This is a genomic window from Amycolatopsis sp. NPDC049691 (assembly GCF_040675005.1).
Classification (GTDB): domain Bacteria; phylum Actinomycetota; class Actinomycetes; order Mycobacteriales; family Pseudonocardiaceae; genus Amycolatopsis.
Genome location: NZ_JBFANX010000036.1, coordinates 50662 through 67480, shown reverse-complemented (window position 1 = coordinate 67480; position 16819 = coordinate 50662). Strand labels below are relative to the sequence as shown.

Annotated in this window: 17 protein-coding genes and 4 tRNA genes; 6 read left to right on the top strand and 15 right to left on the bottom strand. The window is 70.0% G+C overall.

Features of this window, described 5'->3' with window-relative positions:
- Positions 1-53: 53 nt before the first annotated feature.
- From AB0J40_RS45650 to AB0J40_RS45585, 14 genes are all read right to left on the bottom strand, one after another.
- Positions 54-557: an XdhC family protein gene (locus AB0J40_RS45650; RefSeq protein ID WP_364466612.1), complete on the bottom strand. Its 504-nt coding sequence runs from the start codon at positions 555-557 to the stop codon at positions 54-56.
- 13 nt (positions 558-570) lie between these two features.
- Positions 571-840 (bottom strand): hypothetical protein, encoded by a 270-nt coding sequence (locus AB0J40_RS45645; RefSeq protein ID WP_364466610.1) that lies wholly within the window; start codon positions 838-840, stop codon positions 571-573.
- A 32-nt stretch (positions 841-872) separates the two neighbouring features.
- Positions 873-1130: a hypothetical protein gene (locus AB0J40_RS45640; RefSeq protein WP_364466608.1), complete on the bottom strand. Its 258-nt coding sequence runs from the start codon at positions 1128-1130 to the stop codon at positions 873-875.
- Positions 1127-1396, bottom strand: a complete 270-nt coding sequence (locus AB0J40_RS45635) for a hypothetical protein (protein WP_125315201.1) — start codon at positions 1394-1396, stop codon at positions 1127-1129. The genes AB0J40_RS45640 and AB0J40_RS45635 overlap by 4 nt, the downstream gene beginning before the upstream one ends.
- A 1-nt stretch (position 1397) precedes the next feature.
- Positions 1398-1880, bottom strand: a complete 483-nt coding sequence (locus AB0J40_RS45630) for an NUDIX hydrolase (RefSeq protein WP_364466606.1) — start codon at positions 1878-1880, stop codon at positions 1398-1400.
- A complete protein-coding gene (locus AB0J40_RS45625) occupies positions 1877-3022 on the bottom strand; it encodes a glycosyltransferase family 4 protein (protein ID WP_364466616.1) in 1146 nt (381 codons plus the stop codon). Before AB0J40_RS45625 ends, AB0J40_RS45630 begins: the two co-directional genes overlap by 4 nt.
- An 18-nt stretch (positions 3023-3040) precedes the next feature.
- Complete coding sequence (locus AB0J40_RS45620) at positions 3041-3958, bottom strand: phosphatidylinositol mannoside acyltransferase (RefSeq protein WP_364466605.1); 918 nt, start codon at positions 3956-3958, stop codon at positions 3041-3043.
- Positions 3959-4031: 73 nt separating this feature from the next.
- A complete protein-coding gene (gene pgsA / locus AB0J40_RS45615; protein WP_364466603.1) occupies positions 4032-4658 on the bottom strand; it encodes a phosphatidylinositol phosphate synthase in 627 nt (208 codons plus the stop codon).
- An 89-nt stretch (positions 4659-4747) separates the two neighbouring features.
- The gene (locus tag AB0J40_RS45610; protein WP_364466601.1) at positions 4748-5269 is read right to left on the bottom strand and encodes a MarR family transcriptional regulator; all 522 of its coding nucleotides are present in this window, start codon (positions 5267-5269) and stop codon (positions 4748-4750) included.
- Positions 5270-5332: 63 nt separating this feature from the next.
- Complete coding sequence (locus AB0J40_RS45605) at positions 5333-5875, bottom strand: HIT domain-containing protein (protein WP_364466599.1); 543 nt, start codon at positions 5873-5875, stop codon at positions 5333-5335.
- Complete coding sequence (gene thrS / locus AB0J40_RS45600; protein ID WP_364466598.1) at positions 5872-7899, bottom strand: threonine--tRNA ligase; 2028 nt, start codon at positions 7897-7899, stop codon at positions 5872-5874. Before thrS ends, AB0J40_RS45605 begins: the two co-directional genes overlap by 4 nt.
- Positions 7900-8032: 133 nt before the next feature.
- Positions 8033-8647 (bottom strand): malonic semialdehyde reductase, encoded by a 615-nt coding sequence (locus tag AB0J40_RS45595; protein ID WP_364466596.1) that lies wholly within the window; start codon positions 8645-8647, stop codon positions 8033-8035.
- A gap of 172 nt (positions 8648-8819) precedes the next feature.
- Entirely contained in the window at positions 8820-10346 is a 1527-nt protein-coding gene (locus AB0J40_RS45590; RefSeq protein ID WP_364466594.1) for a sugar transferase, read from the bottom strand.
- 685 nt (positions 10347-11031) lie between these two features.
- Positions 11032-11103: transfer RNA gene (locus AB0J40_RS45585), tRNA-Val, on the bottom strand.
- A gap of 394 nt (positions 11104-11497) precedes the next feature.
- On the opposite strand from AB0J40_RS45585, the gene AB0J40_RS45580 reads away from it, so the two are divergent.
- The 4 genes from AB0J40_RS45580 to AB0J40_RS45565 all read left to right on the top strand — a co-directional run bounded on the left by AB0J40_RS45580 (position 11498) and on the right by AB0J40_RS45565 (position 12303).
- Positions 11498-11923 carry an SsgA family sporulation/cell division regulator gene (locus AB0J40_RS45580; protein ID WP_033293569.1) on the top strand — a complete coding sequence of 142 codons (426 nt, stop codon included), beginning with the start codon at positions 11498-11500 and terminating at the stop codon, positions 11921-11923.
- 136 nt (positions 11924-12059) lie between these two features.
- Positions 12060-12132 (top strand) — tRNA-Gly (locus AB0J40_RS45575).
- 24 nt (positions 12133-12156) lie between these two features.
- Positions 12157-12227 (top strand) — tRNA-Cys (locus tag AB0J40_RS45570).
- 1 nt (position 12228) lies between these two features.
- Positions 12229-12303: transfer RNA gene (locus tag AB0J40_RS45565), tRNA-Val, on the top strand.
- Between the two features lie 50 nt (positions 12304-12353).
- On the opposite strand, the gene AB0J40_RS45560 is transcribed toward AB0J40_RS45565, so the two are convergent.
- Positions 12354-12488, bottom strand: coding sequence for a hypothetical protein (locus AB0J40_RS45560; RefSeq protein WP_364466592.1), 135 nt, complete (start codon positions 12486-12488; stop codon positions 12354-12356).
- Between the two features lie 1418 nt (positions 12489-13906).
- On the opposite strand from AB0J40_RS45560, the gene AB0J40_RS45555 reads away from it, so the two are divergent.
- A complete protein-coding gene (locus AB0J40_RS45555; protein WP_364466590.1) occupies positions 13907-14848 on the top strand; it encodes a polyprenyl synthetase family protein in 942 nt (313 codons plus the stop codon).
- On the top strand, positions 14836-16818 hold the full coding sequence (locus tag AB0J40_RS45550; RefSeq protein ID WP_364466588.1) for an FAD-dependent oxidoreductase: 1983 nt from the start codon (positions 14836-14838) through the stop codon (positions 16816-16818). Before AB0J40_RS45555 ends, AB0J40_RS45550 begins: the two co-directional genes overlap by 13 nt.
- Position 16819: the final 1 nt, after the last annotated feature.

Sequence of the window (16819 nt, the reverse complement as noted above, 5' to 3'; positions counted from 1 at the left end):
TTTCAGATCGGGCGGTTCTAACCGCCCTGAACACCCACGACAACCGGACCACGTCAGAAGTCGAAGCCGCCCGGGCGGCCGTTGCGGTCGGCCAGCAGGCCGGCGAGGGTCGCGATCGCGATCTCCGGCGGGGTGCGCGAGCCGATGTTGAGACCCACCGGCCGGTGCACTCGGGCGATGTCGTCCTCGGGCACGCCCAGGCCCCGCAGCGCGGCGACGTGCGGGCCGGGGTGCCGCGGGTTGCCGAGCACGCCGATCCAGCGCGGGTTCCCGCCGAGCGCCGCCTTCAGCACCTCGCCCAGCTCGGGCCGGTGGTGGTCGGTGACGACGACGTCCGCCGAGCCGTCCAGCGGCGGCAGCGTCGTGTCCGCCTCGATCCCGTCGGGCACGTCGGTGGCGCGCGCGGCGTCCGGCTCGAACAACGCCACGTGGTAGCCGAGGTCGCGGGCGAACGTCAGCAGGTACCGCGAAACCGGCGACGCGAACACCGCCACCAGGGTCCGCACACCGGGGTCCGCTTCGGCCGTGCCGTGGGCGACGTCGCAGGTCTCGCTCATGCCGCCCAGTGTGTCAGCCGCCGCCCTGTTCGCCCACCGTCACGCGGAACTGCCACACGTCGGTCCTGCCACGCACGAGCACCAGGTACCCGTCGGTGACGCGCAGCACGACCCGGTTCAGTGGCGACGACGGCCGCGGCGGCCGGTGCTGCTTGGCCAGCAGGTACGCCTCGCCGAACGCGGTGTCGCGGTCCGGGTACCCCGCCGCGTCGGCGACGCCCCAGCCCCGGCCGTCGCCCATGCCGCCCTGCTCTTCGATGACCACCCACCACGTCGAACCCATGCCGCTCCGACGCAGCCGCGCCCGCGGCGGTTTCAGAGCTCTTCGAGCACGCTGAGCCGGAAGTGGAACGTCGACGTCCGGCCCTCGACGATCACCAGGTACCCGCCGGCCCCGCGCAGGACCTTGCGCGACTTCGGCGACCACGGGTACGCGGGCTGGTACTCCCGCGCGAGCCGCAGCGCGTCCGCCTCGGCGCTCTCCCTGTCCGTGTGCGAAAACGTCTCCGACAGCGACCAGGTCCGGCTGTCCCCCATGCCGCGCTGTTCCTCGACGACCACCCACCAGCTCATTCCGGTGCCGTCACGGTCTCGCCGAGCGTCACGCGGAAGTGGAACGTCTGGGTGCGCCCGGTCGCGATCACCAGGTAGCCGTCACCGACCCGCAGGACCTTGCGCTCCTTGACCCCCGACGGGTGCACCGGCTCGTGCTCGAACGCGAGCCGCCGGGCCACCTCGTCGGCGTGGGCGCGGTCGCCGCCGGCCGGCTTCGTCTTCGTGACGTTCCACGCGCGCGCGTCCCCGCCGCCGCGCTGCTCTTCGACGACCACCCACCACATCTCAGACCTCCGGTTCGGCGAACTCGAAGTACTCCGGCAGCGGCGCCGTCCCCGCCAGCCGGAAGTACCGCACCTTCCGCCGCCGCCGCAGCCGCAGCGTGTCGCGGACGGCGTCGTTGTGGACGCGGCGGGCGATCACCACCCGGTGCTCGGCGTCGGTCAGCTCTTCGGCCAGCTCGGCGGGCAGGCCCGTCCGGTCGACGCGGCTCAGCTGCAGCGTCAGGTCGCCCTCTTCGGCTTCGCGGTCCGCACGTGGCGCCGCTTCGGCGCGTTCGGCCGACGTCCGCAGCTCGGTGTCGCCCAGCACCACCGCGACCGCGCGGGCGACCACCGCCCGGCGGGCCAGCGCCGCGTCCAGCGCGGCCCAGCCCGCGTCCATCCGGACGTGCAGCCGGTCGAGCCGGTTTGCCGTCGCCACCAGGAAGAGCCCGCCCAGCACGACGATCACCGCGAGGAGCGGGAGCAGCCAGCCGAGCACGCTCACCGGGCCGGCTCCCGCTCCGGCGCCGCGACGCGCCGCGGGTCGGCGGCCACGGCCGTCTCGTAGACCCGCAGCACCTGCGTCGCCACCACCGACCAGTCAAACATCGTCACGCGCTCCCCCGCCGCCGCGGCCAGCGACGCCCGGCGCGCCGGGTCGCCGAGCAGCTCGCGCAGCCCGTCCGCGAGCGCCTCGGGGTCGCCGGTTTCGACGAGCATCCCGGCGTGGCCGTCGTCGAGCACCCGCCGGAACGAGTCGAGGCCGCTGGCCAGCACCGGGGTCCCGGCCGCCATGGCCTCGGTGAGAATCATCCCGAAGCTCTCGCCGCCGGTGTTGGGCGCGCAGTAGACGTCGACGCTGCGCAGCGCCTGCGCCTTCACGACGTCGTCGGCCTGCCCGAGCAGCTCCAGGTGCGGGGCCAGCTCGGGGCCGGCGTCGCGGCGCAGCTGGTCTTCGTCGCCGCGGCCGACCACCACGAGCCGCAGGTCCTCGAACTCGGGGAGGATCCGCCGCAGCGCCTCCAGCAGGACGCCCATGCCCTTGCGCGGCTCGCCGAACCGGCCGACGAACCCGACCGTGCCGCCGGCCCGGGGATAGCCCGGCAGCGGCGTCGCCGAGGAGAAGAACTCGACGTCGACGCCGTTGGGGATCTCCACGGCGTCGCCGCCCGCGTGCTCCACCTGGACCCGGCGGGCGAGCGCGGACACCGCGATCCGCGCGGTGATCTTCTCCAGCAGCGGCCGCAGCACCGGCTGGAACGCCGAGAGCGTGCGCGAGCGCGTGGTCGCGGTGTGGAACGTCGCCACGATCGGTCCGTCGGCGATGAGCAGCGCCAGCAGCGACAGGCTCGGCGCGGCGGGCTCGTGCAGGTGCAGGACGTCGAAGTCGCCGTCGCGGATCCAGCGGCGCACGCGTGCGTAGGACACCGGCCCGAACTGCAGCCGCGCGACCGAGCCGTTGTACGGGATGCCGAGCGCCCTCCCGGCCGGGTGCACGAACTCCGGGAGCTCGGCGTCTTCGTCGGCGGGCGCCAGCACGGACACCTGGTGCCCGCGGGCGAGCAGCGCCTTCGTCAGGTCGATCACGTGGCCCTGGACCCCGCCGGGCACGTCGAACGAGTAGGGGCAGACGATCCCGATCCGCATCGGGCGCGCGGCCACGCCTCAGCTCGCTTCTTCGAGGCTGACCCGGTCGCCTGCCTCGAGGTCGGCGGGCCAGAACTTCTGCAGCATGTGCCAGTCGGCCGGGTGCGCGGCGATGTCGCCGGCGAAGATGTCGGCCAGGGCCTGGGTGGCGGCCGCGACCTCGGCGCGCGCGGTGACGCGGATGCGCGGGTGCAGCCGGATCTGCCAGCCGTCCTCGGTGAACCAGCAGCCGGCCGGGATCAGCGCGGCGCCGGTCGTCGCGGCCAGCCGAGCGGGGCCGCCGGGGAAGCGGGCCGGCTCGCCGAAGAACTTCACCGGGATGCCGCTGGTAGTCAGGTCGCGGTCGCCGACCAGGCAGACGGCCTTGTTCTCGCGCAGCCGCTTCAGCAGCACGCGCATCGCCGAGCTGTCGCCGGTCAACGGCACGATCTCGAAGCCGAGCGATTCGCGGTACTCGACGAACCGGCGGTAGAGCGACTCGGGCTTCAGCCGCTCGGCGACGGTCGTGAAGCCGCCGAGGTAGTCGGCCAGCCAGACGCCGGCGATGTCCCAGTTGCCGCTGTGCGGCAGCGCCATCACGGCACCGTTGCCTTCGGCGAGCGCGGCGTCGAGGTTCTCGACGCCGGTGATGGAGGCCGCGACCTTGGCGCTGACCTCCTTCTGGTCCATCGACGGCAGCCGGAACGTCTCGTGCCAGTACCGGGCGTACGAGCGCATCGCCCGGCGGGTCAGCTCGTCCATCTCGACCTCGTCGGCCTGTGGGACGACGCGGGCGAGGTTGGCGCGCAGCTGCCGCACGCCACCGCCGTCGCGCTTCACGGCGAGGTCCGCGCCGAGGGAGAACACCGTCCCGCCGAACCCGGGCGGCAGCCAGCCGGCCAGCTTCCACCCGGCCGCATAGCCGAAGGCGCTCAGCCGTTCCGACAGCCTGCTCATGCGCACGCCTCGCCGGCGCTCGGCGCGGCCTGAGCCGAAGGCGCAGTGTTGGATGATTCGGTCGCAAGCTCCCTCATGCCGGCTGCTCCCCCGCGGCGGCTTCGCGAGCCGCCTTCGCCACCGCCGCGAAGCGCTGCGCCAGGGTGATCACGGAGCCCACCGCCAGCAGCCAGAGCGTCACGTCCACGGTGTACGGGATGCCGAAGCCGTGCAGGCCGGTGCCGACGAGAGCGATGATCAGCCGCTCGGCGCGTTCGACGAGCCCGCCGTCCACCGGCAGCCCGGAGGCGTCGGCGCGGGCCTTGACGTAGGAGATGACCTGGGCGAGCACCAGGCACAGCAGCGCCGCGGCGGCGGCCGGGTGGTTGTCGTCGACGACGAAGCACCACCAGGCGATCGCGGCGAACAGCGCGCCGTCGACCAGCCGGTCGCAGGTGGCGTCGAGCACCGCGCCGAACGGGGTGCCGTAGCCGCGGGCGCGGGCCATCGCGCCGTCGAGCAGGTCGAGCATGGCGAAGCCCCACACCGTGAAGGTGCCCCAGAGCAGGTAGCCGTTCGGGAAGAAGGCCAGGGCGCAGGCGACGGCGCCGGCGGTGCCGAGCACGGTCATCGCGTTCGGGGTCAGCCCGGCGCGGACCAGCGCCTGGCCGATCGGGTCGGTGACGCGGGAAACGGAGGCACGCGCGAAGATATTGAGCATCGGTTCGTCTGAGGCACCTGGCTACGAGGGTCGGGTGGGCGAATGCAGCCTATCGACCCGCCCCGGTGAACCCGACGCGCCGCCCCGGCTCAGCCCGATTTCGTGAGCTGGCCCTCGCGCTCGCGCTCCTCTTCGGCGGCCTGCGCGGCGGCGCACTTCGGCGAGAGGCGCTGCCGGATCGCGGCGCTGATCTCCCCGAGCGCGGTGACCTGCTCGGGCGTCAGCGGGTCGAAGAGGCTCTCGCGGACGGCCTCGACGTGCCCGGGCGCGGCCGCCTCGAGCGCGGCGAAGCCTTCCTCGGTGAGGACGGCCCAGGCGCCGCGCTTGTCGGTCGGGCAGGCCTCGCGGCGCACCCAGCCGTTGGCTTCCAGCCGCGCGACGGCGTGCGAGAGCCGGCTCCGCGACGCCTGGCGGGCGTCGGCGAGCTCGCTCATGCGCAGCCGGCGGCCTTCGGCTTCGGAGAGCGCGACGAGGACTTCGTAATAGGTGTGCGGCATGCCCGAGTCGTGCTGCAGCTGGCCTTCGAGGTGCGCGCTGAGCATGCGGGTGGCCGCGTTGAACTCACGCCAGACGCGCTGCTCGTCGTCGCTGAGCCATCGGGTTTCGGACATACCCCCATCATACTCTCGGTTGAACACTCAATAAGGGTTTTCCGGGTGCGTCGAATTCGGTGCTCACCAGCCGTCGGCCAGCAGGTCCCGCGTCTCGCCCAGCAATTGCGGGAGCACCTTCGTCTGCCCGATGATCGGCATGAAATTCGCGTCCCCGCCCCACCGCGGCACCAGGTGCTGGTGCAGGTGCGCCGCGATGCCCGCGCCCGCGATCACGCCCTGGTTCAGACCGATGTTGAACCCGTGCGCGCCCGACACCGCGCGGATCACCTTCATCGCGTGCTGGGTGAACTCCGCGACCTCGCGGGTCTCCTCGACGGTCAGCTCGGTGTAGTCCGCGACGTGCCGGTACGGGACCACCATCAGGTGTCCCGGGTTGTACGGGTACAGGTTCAGCACCGCGTACACCGTTTCGCCGCGCGCGACGATCAGGCCCGTCTTGTCGTCCAGGGACGGGATGCGGCAGAACGGGCAGCCGGTGTCCTCGTCGTTCTCCGGCTTGTCCTGGCCCTTGATGTAGGCCATCCGGTGCGGGGTCCAGAGGCGCTGGAACGCGTCCTGGACCCCGATGCCCTGTTGCTCGACGAGTTCGGGACCCTCGCTCACCGAACGACCGTCTCCAGCGCGTCGGCCGACGGCGACGCGTTTTCGCGGCGCTCGACCCACGCCGCGATCGCCTCGACCGCCTTTTCCACCGGCACGCCGTTGATCTGGCCGCCGTCGCGGAAGCGGAACGACACCGCGCCCGCCTCGACGTCCTTCGCGCCGGCCAGCAGCATGAACGGCACCTTCTGCGTGGTGTGGGTGCGGATCTTCTTCTGCATCCGGTCGTCGCTCGCGTCGACCTCGGCGCGGATCCCCTTGGCCCGCAACGCCTTCTCGACGTCCTGCAGGTACCCGACCTGGTCGGCGGTGATCGGGATGCCGACCACCTGCACCGGCGAGAGCCACGCCGGGAACGCGCCCGCGTAGTGCTCGGTCAGCACGCCGAAGAAGCGCTCGATCGAGCCGAACAGCGCGCGGTGGATCATCACCGGGCGCTGGCGCGAGCCGTCCGGCGCGGTGTACTCGAGTTCGAACCGCTTGTTCTGGTTGAAGTCGAGCTGGATCGTCGACATCTGCCAGGTGCGGCCGATCGCGTCCTTGGCCTGCACCGAGATCTTCGGGCCGTAGAAGGCCGCGCCGCCCGGGTCCGGGACCAGCTCGAGGCCGGAGTCGATCGCCGCCTGCCGCAGCGTCTCGGTGGCCTCCTCCCACTCCCAGTCCTCGCCGATGAACTTGTCGGAGTCACCGCGGGTGGACAGCTCGAGGTAGAAGTCGGAGAGGCCGTAGTCCGCCAGCAGGTCGAGGACGAACTTGAGCAGCGACTTGAGCTCGCCCGGCATCTGCTCCTTGGTGCAGTAGATGTGCGAGTCGTCCATCGTCAGCCCGCGCACGCGGGTGAGGCCGTGCACCACGCCCGACTTCTCGTAGCGGTAGACGGTGCCGAACTCGAACAGCCGCAGCGGCAGCTCGCGGTAGGACCGCCCGCGCGAGCGGTAGATCAGGTTGTGCATCGGGCAGTTCATGGCCTTGAGGTAGTAGTTCTCCTCGTCGAACTGCACCGGCGGGAACATCGTGTCCGCGTAGTAGGGCAGGTGGCCGGAGGTGTGGAACAGCTCGCCCTTGCTGATGTGCGGGGTGTTCACGAACTCGTAGCCGGCCTCCTCGTGGCGGCGGCGCGAGTAGTTCTCCAGCTCACGGCGGATGATGCCGCCCTTCGGGTGGAACACCGGCAGGCCGGAGCCGATCTCCTCGGGGAAGGAGAACAGGTCCAGCTCGGCACCGAGCTTGCGGTGGTCGCGGCGCTCGGCCTCGGCGATGCGCTCGAGGTAGGCGTCCTGCGCCTCCGACGACTCCCACGCGGTGCCGTAGATCCGCTGCAGCTGCGGGTTCTTCTCGCTCCCCCGCCAGTACGCGGCCGCGACGCGGGTCAGCTTGAACGCCGGGATGAACTTCGTCGTCGGCACGTGCGGGCCGCGGCAGAGGTCACTCCAGACACGTTCCTTGGTGCGCGGGTCGAGGTTGTCGTAGATGGTGAGCTCGCCCTCACCCACCTCCATGACCTCGGCGGTGTCCACTTCGGACTTCAGGTCGACCAGCTCGAGCTTGAACGGCTCGTCCGCCAGTTCCTTCTTCGCCTCGTCCACCGAGTCGAAAACGCGCCGCGAGAACTGCTGGGCGCCCTTGACGATCTGCTTCATGCGCTTTTCGAGCGCCTGCAGGTCTTCCGGGGTGAACGGCTTGTCGACGGCGAAGTCGTAGTAGAAACCGTCCTTCACCGGCGGGCCGATGCCGAGCTTGGCCTCCGGGAACTGCTGCTGCACGGCCTGGGCGAGCACGTGCGCCGCCGAATGCCGGATGACGCTGCGCCCGTCCTCGGTGTTCGCGGCGACCGGCTCGACCTCGGCGTCGGCCTCGGGAGCCCAGGAGAGGTCGCGCAGCTTCCCGTCGGCGTCGCGCACGACGACGATCGTGTCCTCGCCCTTGGTCGGCAGGCCGGCTTCGCGGACCGCCGCGCCCGCCGTAGTGCCCGCCGGTACCACCACGCGGGAGGCGGCCACGGGGGAAACGGGGGGCGACTGGGACACGATCGGCTCCTCAAGCTGGAGTGACAGAGATGACGCCGTCGATGCTAGTCGTCGGCGTCTTCGCGCCTCACGCGCGTGGCGCGAACGCCGGACCGGCCGCCTCCCCGTGGGGAAGCGGCCGGTCCGATGGGGCTCAGAGGGTCTCGACGACCTGGTCGAAGTCGAGCCGCGGCAGGCGGTCGAACCAGGGGTTCTCGCCCGGCTTGCCGACGTTGACGATGACGAGCGAGCGCCACTTCTTGTCCGCGAAGAACTCGTCGTCGACGCCCTGGGCGTCGAAGCCGGTCATCGGGCCGGCGGCCAGGCCGGCGGCGCGGACGCCGATGATGAAGTAGCCGACCTGCAGCAGCGAGTTCAGCTTGGCGAACTCGACGCGGCCCTGCTCGTCGGTGAAGTTGTCCTTCACCTGGGGGGCGTGCGGGAACACCTGCGGGATGTTCTCGTGGAAGTCGACGTCCGCGGCGAGCACGACGGTCAGCGGCGCGGCTTCGGTCTTGTCCCGGTTGCCCGGGGCCATGTGCGGCAGCAGGCGGGCCTTCGCCTCGGCGGTCCGGAGCACCAGCGCCCGCAGCGGCTGGGTGTTCATCGACGTCGGGGCCCACTTGACGAGGTCGTAGATCGCGCGGACCTGCTCCTCGGTCACCGGCTCGGAGCTGAAACTGTTGGCCGTGCGAGCCTCGCGGAACAGGAGGTTCTGGACGTCCGCGGGAAGCTCGAGGGCCTCGGTCTGCTCGGCAAAGGTGGTCATGGGGCTGGGTTCCTTCCGTTGGTCGGGTACCCCGTGCAACCAGGTTGAGCGTTGAACTATTTCGCGTTCAACCACATGTGAAGCGGATCACCAGCCGACCGGGAACGGACACGGCCGCCGTCCCCTGCGGCAGGGGTCGGCGGCCGTGGTGCGCGTGCGCGGCGGAGACGGGTCAGTAGGCGCCCTGCCCGCCCATCACCGCGCGGAAGGTCTTCCAGAGGATCACCAGGTCGAGGGCCAGCGACCAGTCCTCCACGTACCGCAGGTCGAGCCGGATGCTCTCCGCCCACGTGAGGTCGCTGCGGCCGCTGACCTGCCACAGCCCGGTCAGGCCCGGCTTCACCAGCAGCCGGCGCCGGGCGTCCGGCGCGTACTGCGCGGTCTCCTCCGGCAACGGCGGCCGCGGGCCGACGAGCGACATCTTCCCGGACAGGACGTTGAACAGCTGGGGCACCTCGTCGAGCGAATACCGGCGCAGGAAACCACCCACGCGGGTGACCCGCGGGTCGCGCTTCATCTTGAACAGCGGGCCCGCGCCCTCGTTGTCCGCCTCGAGGTTCTTCCGGATTTCGTCGGCGTTCGTGACCATCGTGCGGAACTTGAGCATGGTGAACGTGGCGCCGTCGCGGCCGACGCGGCGCTGGCGGTAGATCACCGGGCCGCGGTCGTTGAGCTTGATCGCCAGCGCGATCACCAGCAGCAGCGGGGAAAGCAGGGTCAGCAGGAACGCCGAGCCGGCGCGGTCCACGATCTCCTTCACCACGCGGCGGCCGCCGGTGAACATCGGGGCCGTGACCCGCAGCAGGGGCATGCCGAGCACGCCGGTGACGTTGAGGCGGGGTCCCGCGACCTCCATCAGCACAGGCGCCACCACCATTTCCGCGCCGGTGCCCTCCATGTCCCAGGCCAGCCGCTGCAACCGCTTCGGCGTCCAGTACTGGTCGGCGGTGATCGCGACGACGCGGTAGCCGCCGCGCCGCACGTAGCGGGACAGTTCCTCGAGCCGCCCGACGACCGGGACGCCGTCGATCTCGCCGCTGTCGCGGTCGGCGCCGTGGCCCGTGAACGTGCACGCCGCCTCGACGCGCCAGCCGACGTGCACCTCGGACTTGGTGCGCGCGATCAGGTCGGCGACGGTTTCCGGGCTGCCCGCGGCCATCACCGGCAGGAGGCAGAGTCCCTTGGCGCGCTTGCGGTGCAGCACCTGGCGCAGCAGGTACCGCTGCGGGAAGGCGACGAGCGCGATCGCCGGGACGACGACGAACACCCAGACCTGGACCTCGAGCGCGCCGAACAGCAGGCCGCCCAACGCGACCAGGACGGCCGCGGTGATGAAGCCGCGGCCCAGCGTGCGGTACTCCTCGGCGCCTTCGCCGAGCACGCGGGAGCTCCACGCCCGGCTGGCGGGCAGGGAGACGAAGACGGCCAGGATGGTGCCGAAGGCGTGCATGTCGTGCGGGGCAACGCGATCGATGACGAACGCGCTGATCGCGATCACCAGCAGCGTGATGAAGACGTCGCTGCCGATGACCCAGGCTCTGTACCTCGCCTCCCAGGCCGCCGGGAGTGCCTTGGGGGACGGCGTGGCGGCCGGTTCGGCCTGCCGCTCGTCCCGCTGAGCGGAGCGGGGAATGGCCTGGAGGTCGATGTGCGGCGGTGGCTGGCTCACCGTGTACGACGGCCGCACCGACTCTTCCATCTGACCTCCCGGGACCAGGGATCGGGTTGGGTCCGCACGCACGCTGCGTCACCGGAAGTGATTTCGTAGAGTCACCACTACTGGATCTCGCGCTGTGCCCGCGGAGGGCTTCACACGGCAAGGTATCGGCGACCCTCTCAGCATCGTTACAAGGATTTCCAGCCACATGCAGCGCGTCTTTCCCGCCAGAAAATGGCCGCAAGATAACAAGATGATGACGATGCGTGATAGCGCGTATCCCCGGAAAAACTACGGAACGTAGCCAAAGGAACGATGCCCGCACCCGGGTGGACCCGCGCTCTTCCGAACGGCCGAACGGGCCCTCGGCTCTACTGTGGACACTCCGCGCACCCACCGGTCCACAGTGGACCCGCACGGCCGTCCGCGACGATCGCCGCGGCACGATTCGTTCGACAGAAGACCACCGCGACGACAGACCTCCGAGGCAGGTTCACCGAGCCCGCGCGGGCGCCCGGGAACCCTCTCGTGGAAACATACGGAGGAGCCGAACGGATCGTTCACTCCGGTTGACGGTGGCGAGCGCCACACCGGTGGCCAACCTCACAGAGGTGACCACGTCCTGGGCTCCGGGGACTTGCCCCCGGAGGAGGCTCGGCCCCCGCCGGGCACAAAAGCGAGAGCCCTGTCTGCGGAATGCGCAGACAGGGCTCTACCAGCTCTCGCGTGGGCGATACTGGGATCGAACCAGTGACCTCTTCGGTGTGAACGAAGCGCTCTCCCGCTGAGCTAATCGCCCGCTCGCGGTGTTGCGGGAAACACTAGCGTACGACTTCCGGGCGCCTGCAAACGGGTGGTCCTGGGTGACCACACTCCGCTTACCGGCGAGTACGGAACGAACAACCCCGAGCTAGCCGGGGTTGTCGCCGGTGGGGGCCGCCCGACACGACGTTCGACATCCGTGCGACGGTGCTATCGCCCGGCGACTAAACCGCGCAGTATGGAGGAGTGGGCCCACACGGGGCGTGCCGGTCGATCGCGCGCCGTGCGGGTGAACACGGGCGCACACGGGGGCTGATGGGCCCGTACGGGTGATGCTGCGGCACGCCGGCGACGGAATCGGCCTCCCGATGCGTCCCAGTGGTGACGCCCTCGGCCGGGCCGGGCCGGGAAGGGAGACGAAGGGTAGGACGATGCGCAACGATCACGTGACGCTCCGCTCGACGGCGGTCTTCGACCTGCTGGCGCCGCGGACGCCCGCGGTTCCGGTCAAGGTGGAGCTGCGCTACGACACACGCGACCCGTACGCGGTCGTCGCCGCCTTCCGCACCGGCCGCGCCGGCTGGGTCGAGTGGGTGTACGCGCGCGACCTCCTCGCGGACGGCCTCCTGGCCGACGCGGGTGACGGGGACGTCCGCATCCGCCCTTCGGTCGAAGACCCCGAGTCCGTGCTGATCGAGCTGAACTCGCCGTCCGGGCACGCCATGTTCGAGGCGTCCGCCCAGGAGCTGGCCGACTTCCTCGACCGGACGTACGACGTGGTGCTGCCGGGCAACGAGCACCTGTGGGTCGACGTCGACGACGCGCTCACGCACCTGATCCCGCACGATCTGGCCTGATGACGGGCCTGCAACGGCTCAGCGACACCCCGGTGTCGGAGCCGTTTCCGGGGTCCGATATGGTTTTCCCACACCACGGCGACGGGGTGAGCGACAGGGCCACGGCCCCGGAGCTCCCGAACCGCAGCCGGGAAGTGCGGATGTAGCGCAGCTGGTAGCGCATCACCTTGCCAAGGTGAGGGTCGCGGGTTCGAATCCCGTCATCCGCTCGGAAAGGCTCTCGGGCCTGTCACGGTGGAGTGGCCGAGAGGCGAGGCAACGGCCTGCAAAGCCGTGTACACGGGTTCGAATCCCGTCTCCACCTCGCGCGATTAGCTCAGCGGGAGAGCGCTTCCCTGACACGGAAGAGGTCACTGGTTCAATCCCAGTATCGCGCACCACATGTTTTCGCAGGTCAGAAGCCCTGCCCCTCCCCGGAGGGGCGGGGCTTCTAGCTATCAGCCGGCGACGATCCGGCGATGGTCCCCGAACCAGGCCCGATCGCCCAGCGCTCCTCCAAGGCGTCCAGGACCTGGTTGACCATCGGCGGGGTCACCTGGTCGCAGACCCGGGCGATGCCCTTCATCTTCTGCCCCAGCCGCGCACGGCGCGCAACCTCCGGGATTCTCCTCGGTCAGCCTCGTGGCGTAGGTGTGCCGTCCCTCGTGGAACGTGAACGTCGGCAGGATCGGCGGACGCCGCTCCCCCGCCCCGGACTCGTCCAGATCGATCCCGTCCCATGCCGGCCGCCAGAACCGGATCCGGAAGTACGGCCGCCGCCACGGATGCCCTCCGGCGTACACAGCACGAAGGGTTCCTGATCCATCAGCTCCTCGGACCCGGCGAGGCGACATCCGGCCGAAGAACGGCCGGATCAAACCCCTGCAAGGACTCGGTTCGTGGCCCCACATCCGGGGATCGCAGTGAAACGACCGATACTTCGCGACCGTGTTCAGCTCCAGCCGCGGAGCCACCGCGGCGAGCCAATCCTCGGCAAAGTCGTCGAACCGGGTTTCTCCGTCGCGCGGGTCCAGCCAGAGGTTCCGGCGGATCAACGCCTCCTGCTCCACACCCCACTCAGCCGCCTTCTTGGTGGGGACCTGCGCCCCGTCTCATCGGGACTCTTGTACCGGGCGCGCCACTCACCGAGCAGACCGTCCCCTTCGGACCGGCAGCGCGCAAGAGGTAGCCGAACAGGGAAGGACCTCGAAGACGGTTGTTCAGCCATACCGCGAGTCTCACCAGACCCGCAATCCGACAAGCGCCCGCAAGCCTGGCACCACCGACACCTCCAACTCCGAAAAAATCACCGGCGTCGCCTTCGAGGGCGCGATGGAGCCAGTCATCCAGTGCACCGACCAGACAATTCGGACAAGGATAGTGGTTCATACCAGTACCCTTTCGGACGATTGCCATCACCGGTACCCGACGGCAAGGTGATCGCAACGACACCTTGGGGGGAAGCCACGTGTCCGATGGCTCAGCATGTGAAAGACGCACCAGCGAGCTGTTCAGCCGACGAGCCTTCGGTCATCTTGCAGCTGTTGCGATGGGTGCTGCGGCCACCAGCTTCGCGATCGCGCCCGCAGCCGATGCAACATCGCTCCTACTGACTCCTCAGGAAGAGGACGTCGTTCTGAGGCTCGCGTCCGCCATCGCGACCCTCCCCGTCGAGTTCCCCGCGTTCGGGGAAAGAGGCACCGCGTCGTCCCGGGTGACGCGGGACCGGCTGCGGAAAGCCGCAGCAGCGCTCACACCCCAACGTACGTCGCAGCTTCGCGGAGGAATCACCACGATTTCCGCAGTCGCTCCTGCCTCTTCCAGCGCTGAGCGACTCGCGACTCAGGTCGGTGCCGTTGTGCGTCGTTCCGGAATCGACGATGACCTCCTCGCCGTGACAGCACTGGCAGTCGCGACCATCTCGTCGCACTTCGATGCCCGACAGGACCCGACCGCGCGGCTTTGGCTCGATTTCACCCGTAACTTTCATGAACGCGTAGCGGGATGAGTGGGCTGTTCGCCCGCGACGACTCGTTCTTCTTCGAAGTCAGTGAACATCTCGAGCAAGTCGTCGTTGCTGTGCCCGAAGAGCTGCGAGCAGTGGTGCTCACACTCGTCACCCAGTCGGGAAAGGGCCTGAGAAGGCACCTGGTCGAGGTCTGCGCCCGGTTCGGCCGCCCCGACCGGGCGCAGCTGGTGAGGCTGGCGGGCGTGGTCGAGCTGCTGCACTTGTCTTCGCTCCTCCACGACGACGTGATCGATCGAGCCACGACACGGCGTGGCGTGCCCACCGCGCACGAGGTGTTGGGCCACGAGGCAGCCGTGCTCGCCGGCGCGGCCTGTATGGCCGGCGCCGCCGCCGAGGCCGCAGATCTCGGACCCAGCGTGAGCACAGCCTTCGCGGTCGTGACCGCCGAACTCGCCCGCGGCGAACTCCGCGATCTCGAGCGCTCCTACGACACGAGCCTGGAAATCGAGGACTACATCGACCTGGTCCGCCGCAAGACCGCCGAACTGTTCAAGCTCTGCTGCGTCCTGGGCGCTGGGGCTGCTGAGCTCGATCACACGACGACCGACCGCCTCGCGACGTTCGGCGTCGAGCTCGGCGTCGCGTTCCAGATCGCCGACGACTGCCTCGACCTGCAACCCGACCCCGGGGGCAAGCCGGCGGGTACGGACCACCTACTCGGGTTGTTCGGTGCGCCGACCCTGCACGCCCTGCGCGTGGGTACTCCCGAGCTGGCGACCCTCCTGCTCTCGCCCGCTCTCACGGTCGACGAACTACCGCGGATTCGCACCTTGATCGGCGAGGCCGGCGGCCTCGCCGAGGCCGACCGCCTTGCTCATCACCATTTCGACCGCGCCGTCGAAGCACTCGGGCCGCTCGCGGCCACCGAACCCGGATCGACACTTGTCCGGCTCCAGGACGCCCTGTGGCCGAGCTGAAGACCGACGTCCTCGTCCTCGGCACCGGCATCGCCGGAACGACGGCAGCGTCCCTTCTCGCCCAACGCGGGCTGTCCACCGTCATGGCCGGGCCGCCGACGCAGGAATCCGACGACTACGACGTCCTCCTGACGAACTCGGTCCTCCAGCTGGTCACCTCGGAGCGTCTCGGGAGGCCGATCAACGCGCTCGAGGTGACCTTCGACCAGACGGCCTCGACCGGCTGGACCGACGCTGGGCTGACCGTCTGCCGGATGACCGATCTCCTCAACACCGCAGCCGATCGCGCCACAGCTCTCGGCGCACGCCGGCTCGTCGGCCGCGCGACCACGAACAGCCGGCGGGCCACCTTGTTCCACACGGCAGCGGGTGAACAGACAACGCTGGCAGCCCGACACGTCATCATCGCAACCGGCTCCGACACTGGCCCCTCCACCGGAATGGTGTGCGCACGCCGGTTCAAGTTTCCGGGTCCGGAATACGACAGAGCGCTCCTCGATCTCGTCGCCCCGGACGAGACCGATCCGCGCAGCGCTCCCCTGTCCGTCCGGGTGCTTCCGGCACCCGGCGCCCCTGGCGTGATCAGCGTCTCGGTCACGACGACGGCCCCCACCAGCACCGAACCCGGCCACCTCCTCGACATCGGCTTGGCCGCACTGAACCGCGTCGACGAGCGGTACCGATCGCTGGTGCCGGCCGGGCCGGTACGACACGCCGCCCTCACGTCCGCGTTCGCTCCGACCTCATGCCTCGACGAGGGACAGCTGGTCATCGGCGGCGCGACCGGGCTCCTGAATCCGTTCACCGGCGAATCGATCGCCAACGCAGTGCACAGCGCACGCCTGGCCGCCGACGCCATAAGCCATTACGCGGACGACCCGGAGGCGGCCGGAAAGGAGTACTTGCACGCTGTGTCGAGGACGTTTGTCGGTTACTCCGAAAGCCTGCGCCACGCAGCACGCAAGTACCACCTGGCTTGGCGGATCCTCGCCGCAACAGCCGATGACGACAATGCCTTCTTCGCCAAGGGCCGGAAGGCCGTTCTTCTGCCCGGAGGGTTCGCCGCGCTCGGAGGGGACACCGAACCCGACGCCCCCGGCAGTCCGAGCATCGCCCTCGCTCCGTTCGTAGCCGCGTGTTCAGAGGTCGCCATCGCCGCTGTGCGGGAAGAATGGCCGTTTGTCGCGTCGATCGTCGCATCGGACCGGGGAACGGCGAGCCAGGCCTTGCGGCCCGCGACGATGTTCGGCGCCGCGTCCTGTGCCGGGGGCGCCGCGCCCGACAACCGCTGGGCCGGTGTCGGCGCCGCCATCGAGCTCACGATGCTGGGAATGCTCGCTCTCACCGCGACTGCGGCGTCCGTCCATCGCGGGCACCGCGGCGTGGACTGGCCGTCGGCGAGCGCGGTGCTCGCCGGCGACCACCTGCTCGCACAGGCCGGCCTGCTCGTCGCCAAGGTGGACGCCGACTTGGCTTCGCCGTTTGCGGCCTGGCTGGCCGAGCTCGCGATGCTACGCACGACACAGCTGCACAAGACGGGTGATCCTCGACCTTTTTTCGGCGCATTGTTCGAGTTCCCCGCACGGCTGGGTGCGGAGCTCGGCCGGGCCACCGGCTCGACGGTCGCGGTCCTGCGGGAGTTCGGCCGACACTGCGGCAACGCATTCGTGCACGCCGAGGACCTGCTCGGGCTCGCCGGCCGCGACAGCCGCCTGGACACCACCCTCGACGGCAGGATCAAGGCAGGCTTCTCCGCCTTACCCGCCCTTCTCGACCAGCCGATAACCGACACCCAGCTGCGGGGGCCTCTGAGACAGCGAGCGACCGAGACATCGCGAACGCTTTGCCTGGACGAAGAACGGACCGCTCTCACCCTCCTGGCCAGACTCCCCGACAACACAGCCCGACACATCCTCAGCGAACTCTGCACCACACTCGCCGAACCGGCACATCACACCGAGGGGAAATAGA

Excerpts from the sequence above, each read along its gene's own strand:
- AB0J40_RS45560 (WP_364466592.1), bottom strand. The coding sequence starts at position 12,488 with ATGAAGGGCATCGCCCGGGTCTGCGACCAGGTGACCCCGCCGATGGTC.
- AB0J40_RS45620 (WP_364466605.1), bottom strand. The coding sequence starts at position 3,958 with ATGAGCAGGCTGTCGGAACGGCTGAGCGCCTTCGGCTATGCGGCCGGG.
- AB0J40_RS45640 (WP_364466608.1), bottom strand. The coding sequence starts at position 1,130 with ATGAGCTGGTGGGTGGTCGTCGAGGAACAGCGCGGCATGGGGGACAGC.
- AB0J40_RS45555 (WP_364466590.1), top strand. The coding sequence starts at position 13,907 with ATGAGTGGGCTGTTCGCCCGCGACGACTCGTTCTTCTTCGAAGTCAGT.
- AB0J40_RS45595 (WP_364466596.1), bottom strand. The coding sequence starts at position 8,647 with ATGACCACCTTTGCCGAGCAGACCGAGGCCCTCGAGCTTCCCGCGGAC.
- AB0J40_RS45625 (WP_364466616.1), bottom strand. The coding sequence starts at position 3,022 with ATGCGGATCGGGATCGTCTGCCCCTACTCGTTCGACGTGCCCGGCGGG.
- AB0J40_RS45580 (WP_033293569.1), top strand. The coding sequence starts at position 11,498 with ATGCGCAACGATCACGTGACGCTCCGCTCGACGGCGGTCTTCGACCTG.
- AB0J40_RS45650 (WP_364466612.1), bottom strand. The coding sequence starts at position 557 with ATGAGCGAGACCTGCGACGTCGCCCACGGCACGGCCGAAGCGGACCCC.
- AB0J40_RS45610 (WP_364466601.1), bottom strand. The coding sequence starts at position 5,269 with ATGTCCGAAACCCGATGGCTCAGCGACGACGAGCAGCGCGTCTGGCGT.
- AB0J40_RS45635 (WP_125315201.1), bottom strand. The coding sequence starts at position 1,396 with ATGTGGTGGGTGGTCGTCGAAGAGCAGCGCGGCGGCGGGGACGCGCGC.
- pgsA (WP_364466603.1), bottom strand. The coding sequence starts at position 4,658 with ATGCTCAATATCTTCGCGCGTGCCTCCGTTTCCCGCGTCACCGACCCG.
- AB0J40_RS45645 (WP_364466610.1), bottom strand. The coding sequence starts at position 840 with ATGGGTTCGACGTGGTGGGTGGTCATCGAAGAGCAGGGCGGCATGGGC.
- AB0J40_RS45590 (WP_364466594.1), bottom strand. The coding sequence starts at position 10,346 with ATGGAAGAGTCGGTGCGGCCGTCGTACACGGTGAGCCAGCCACCGCCG.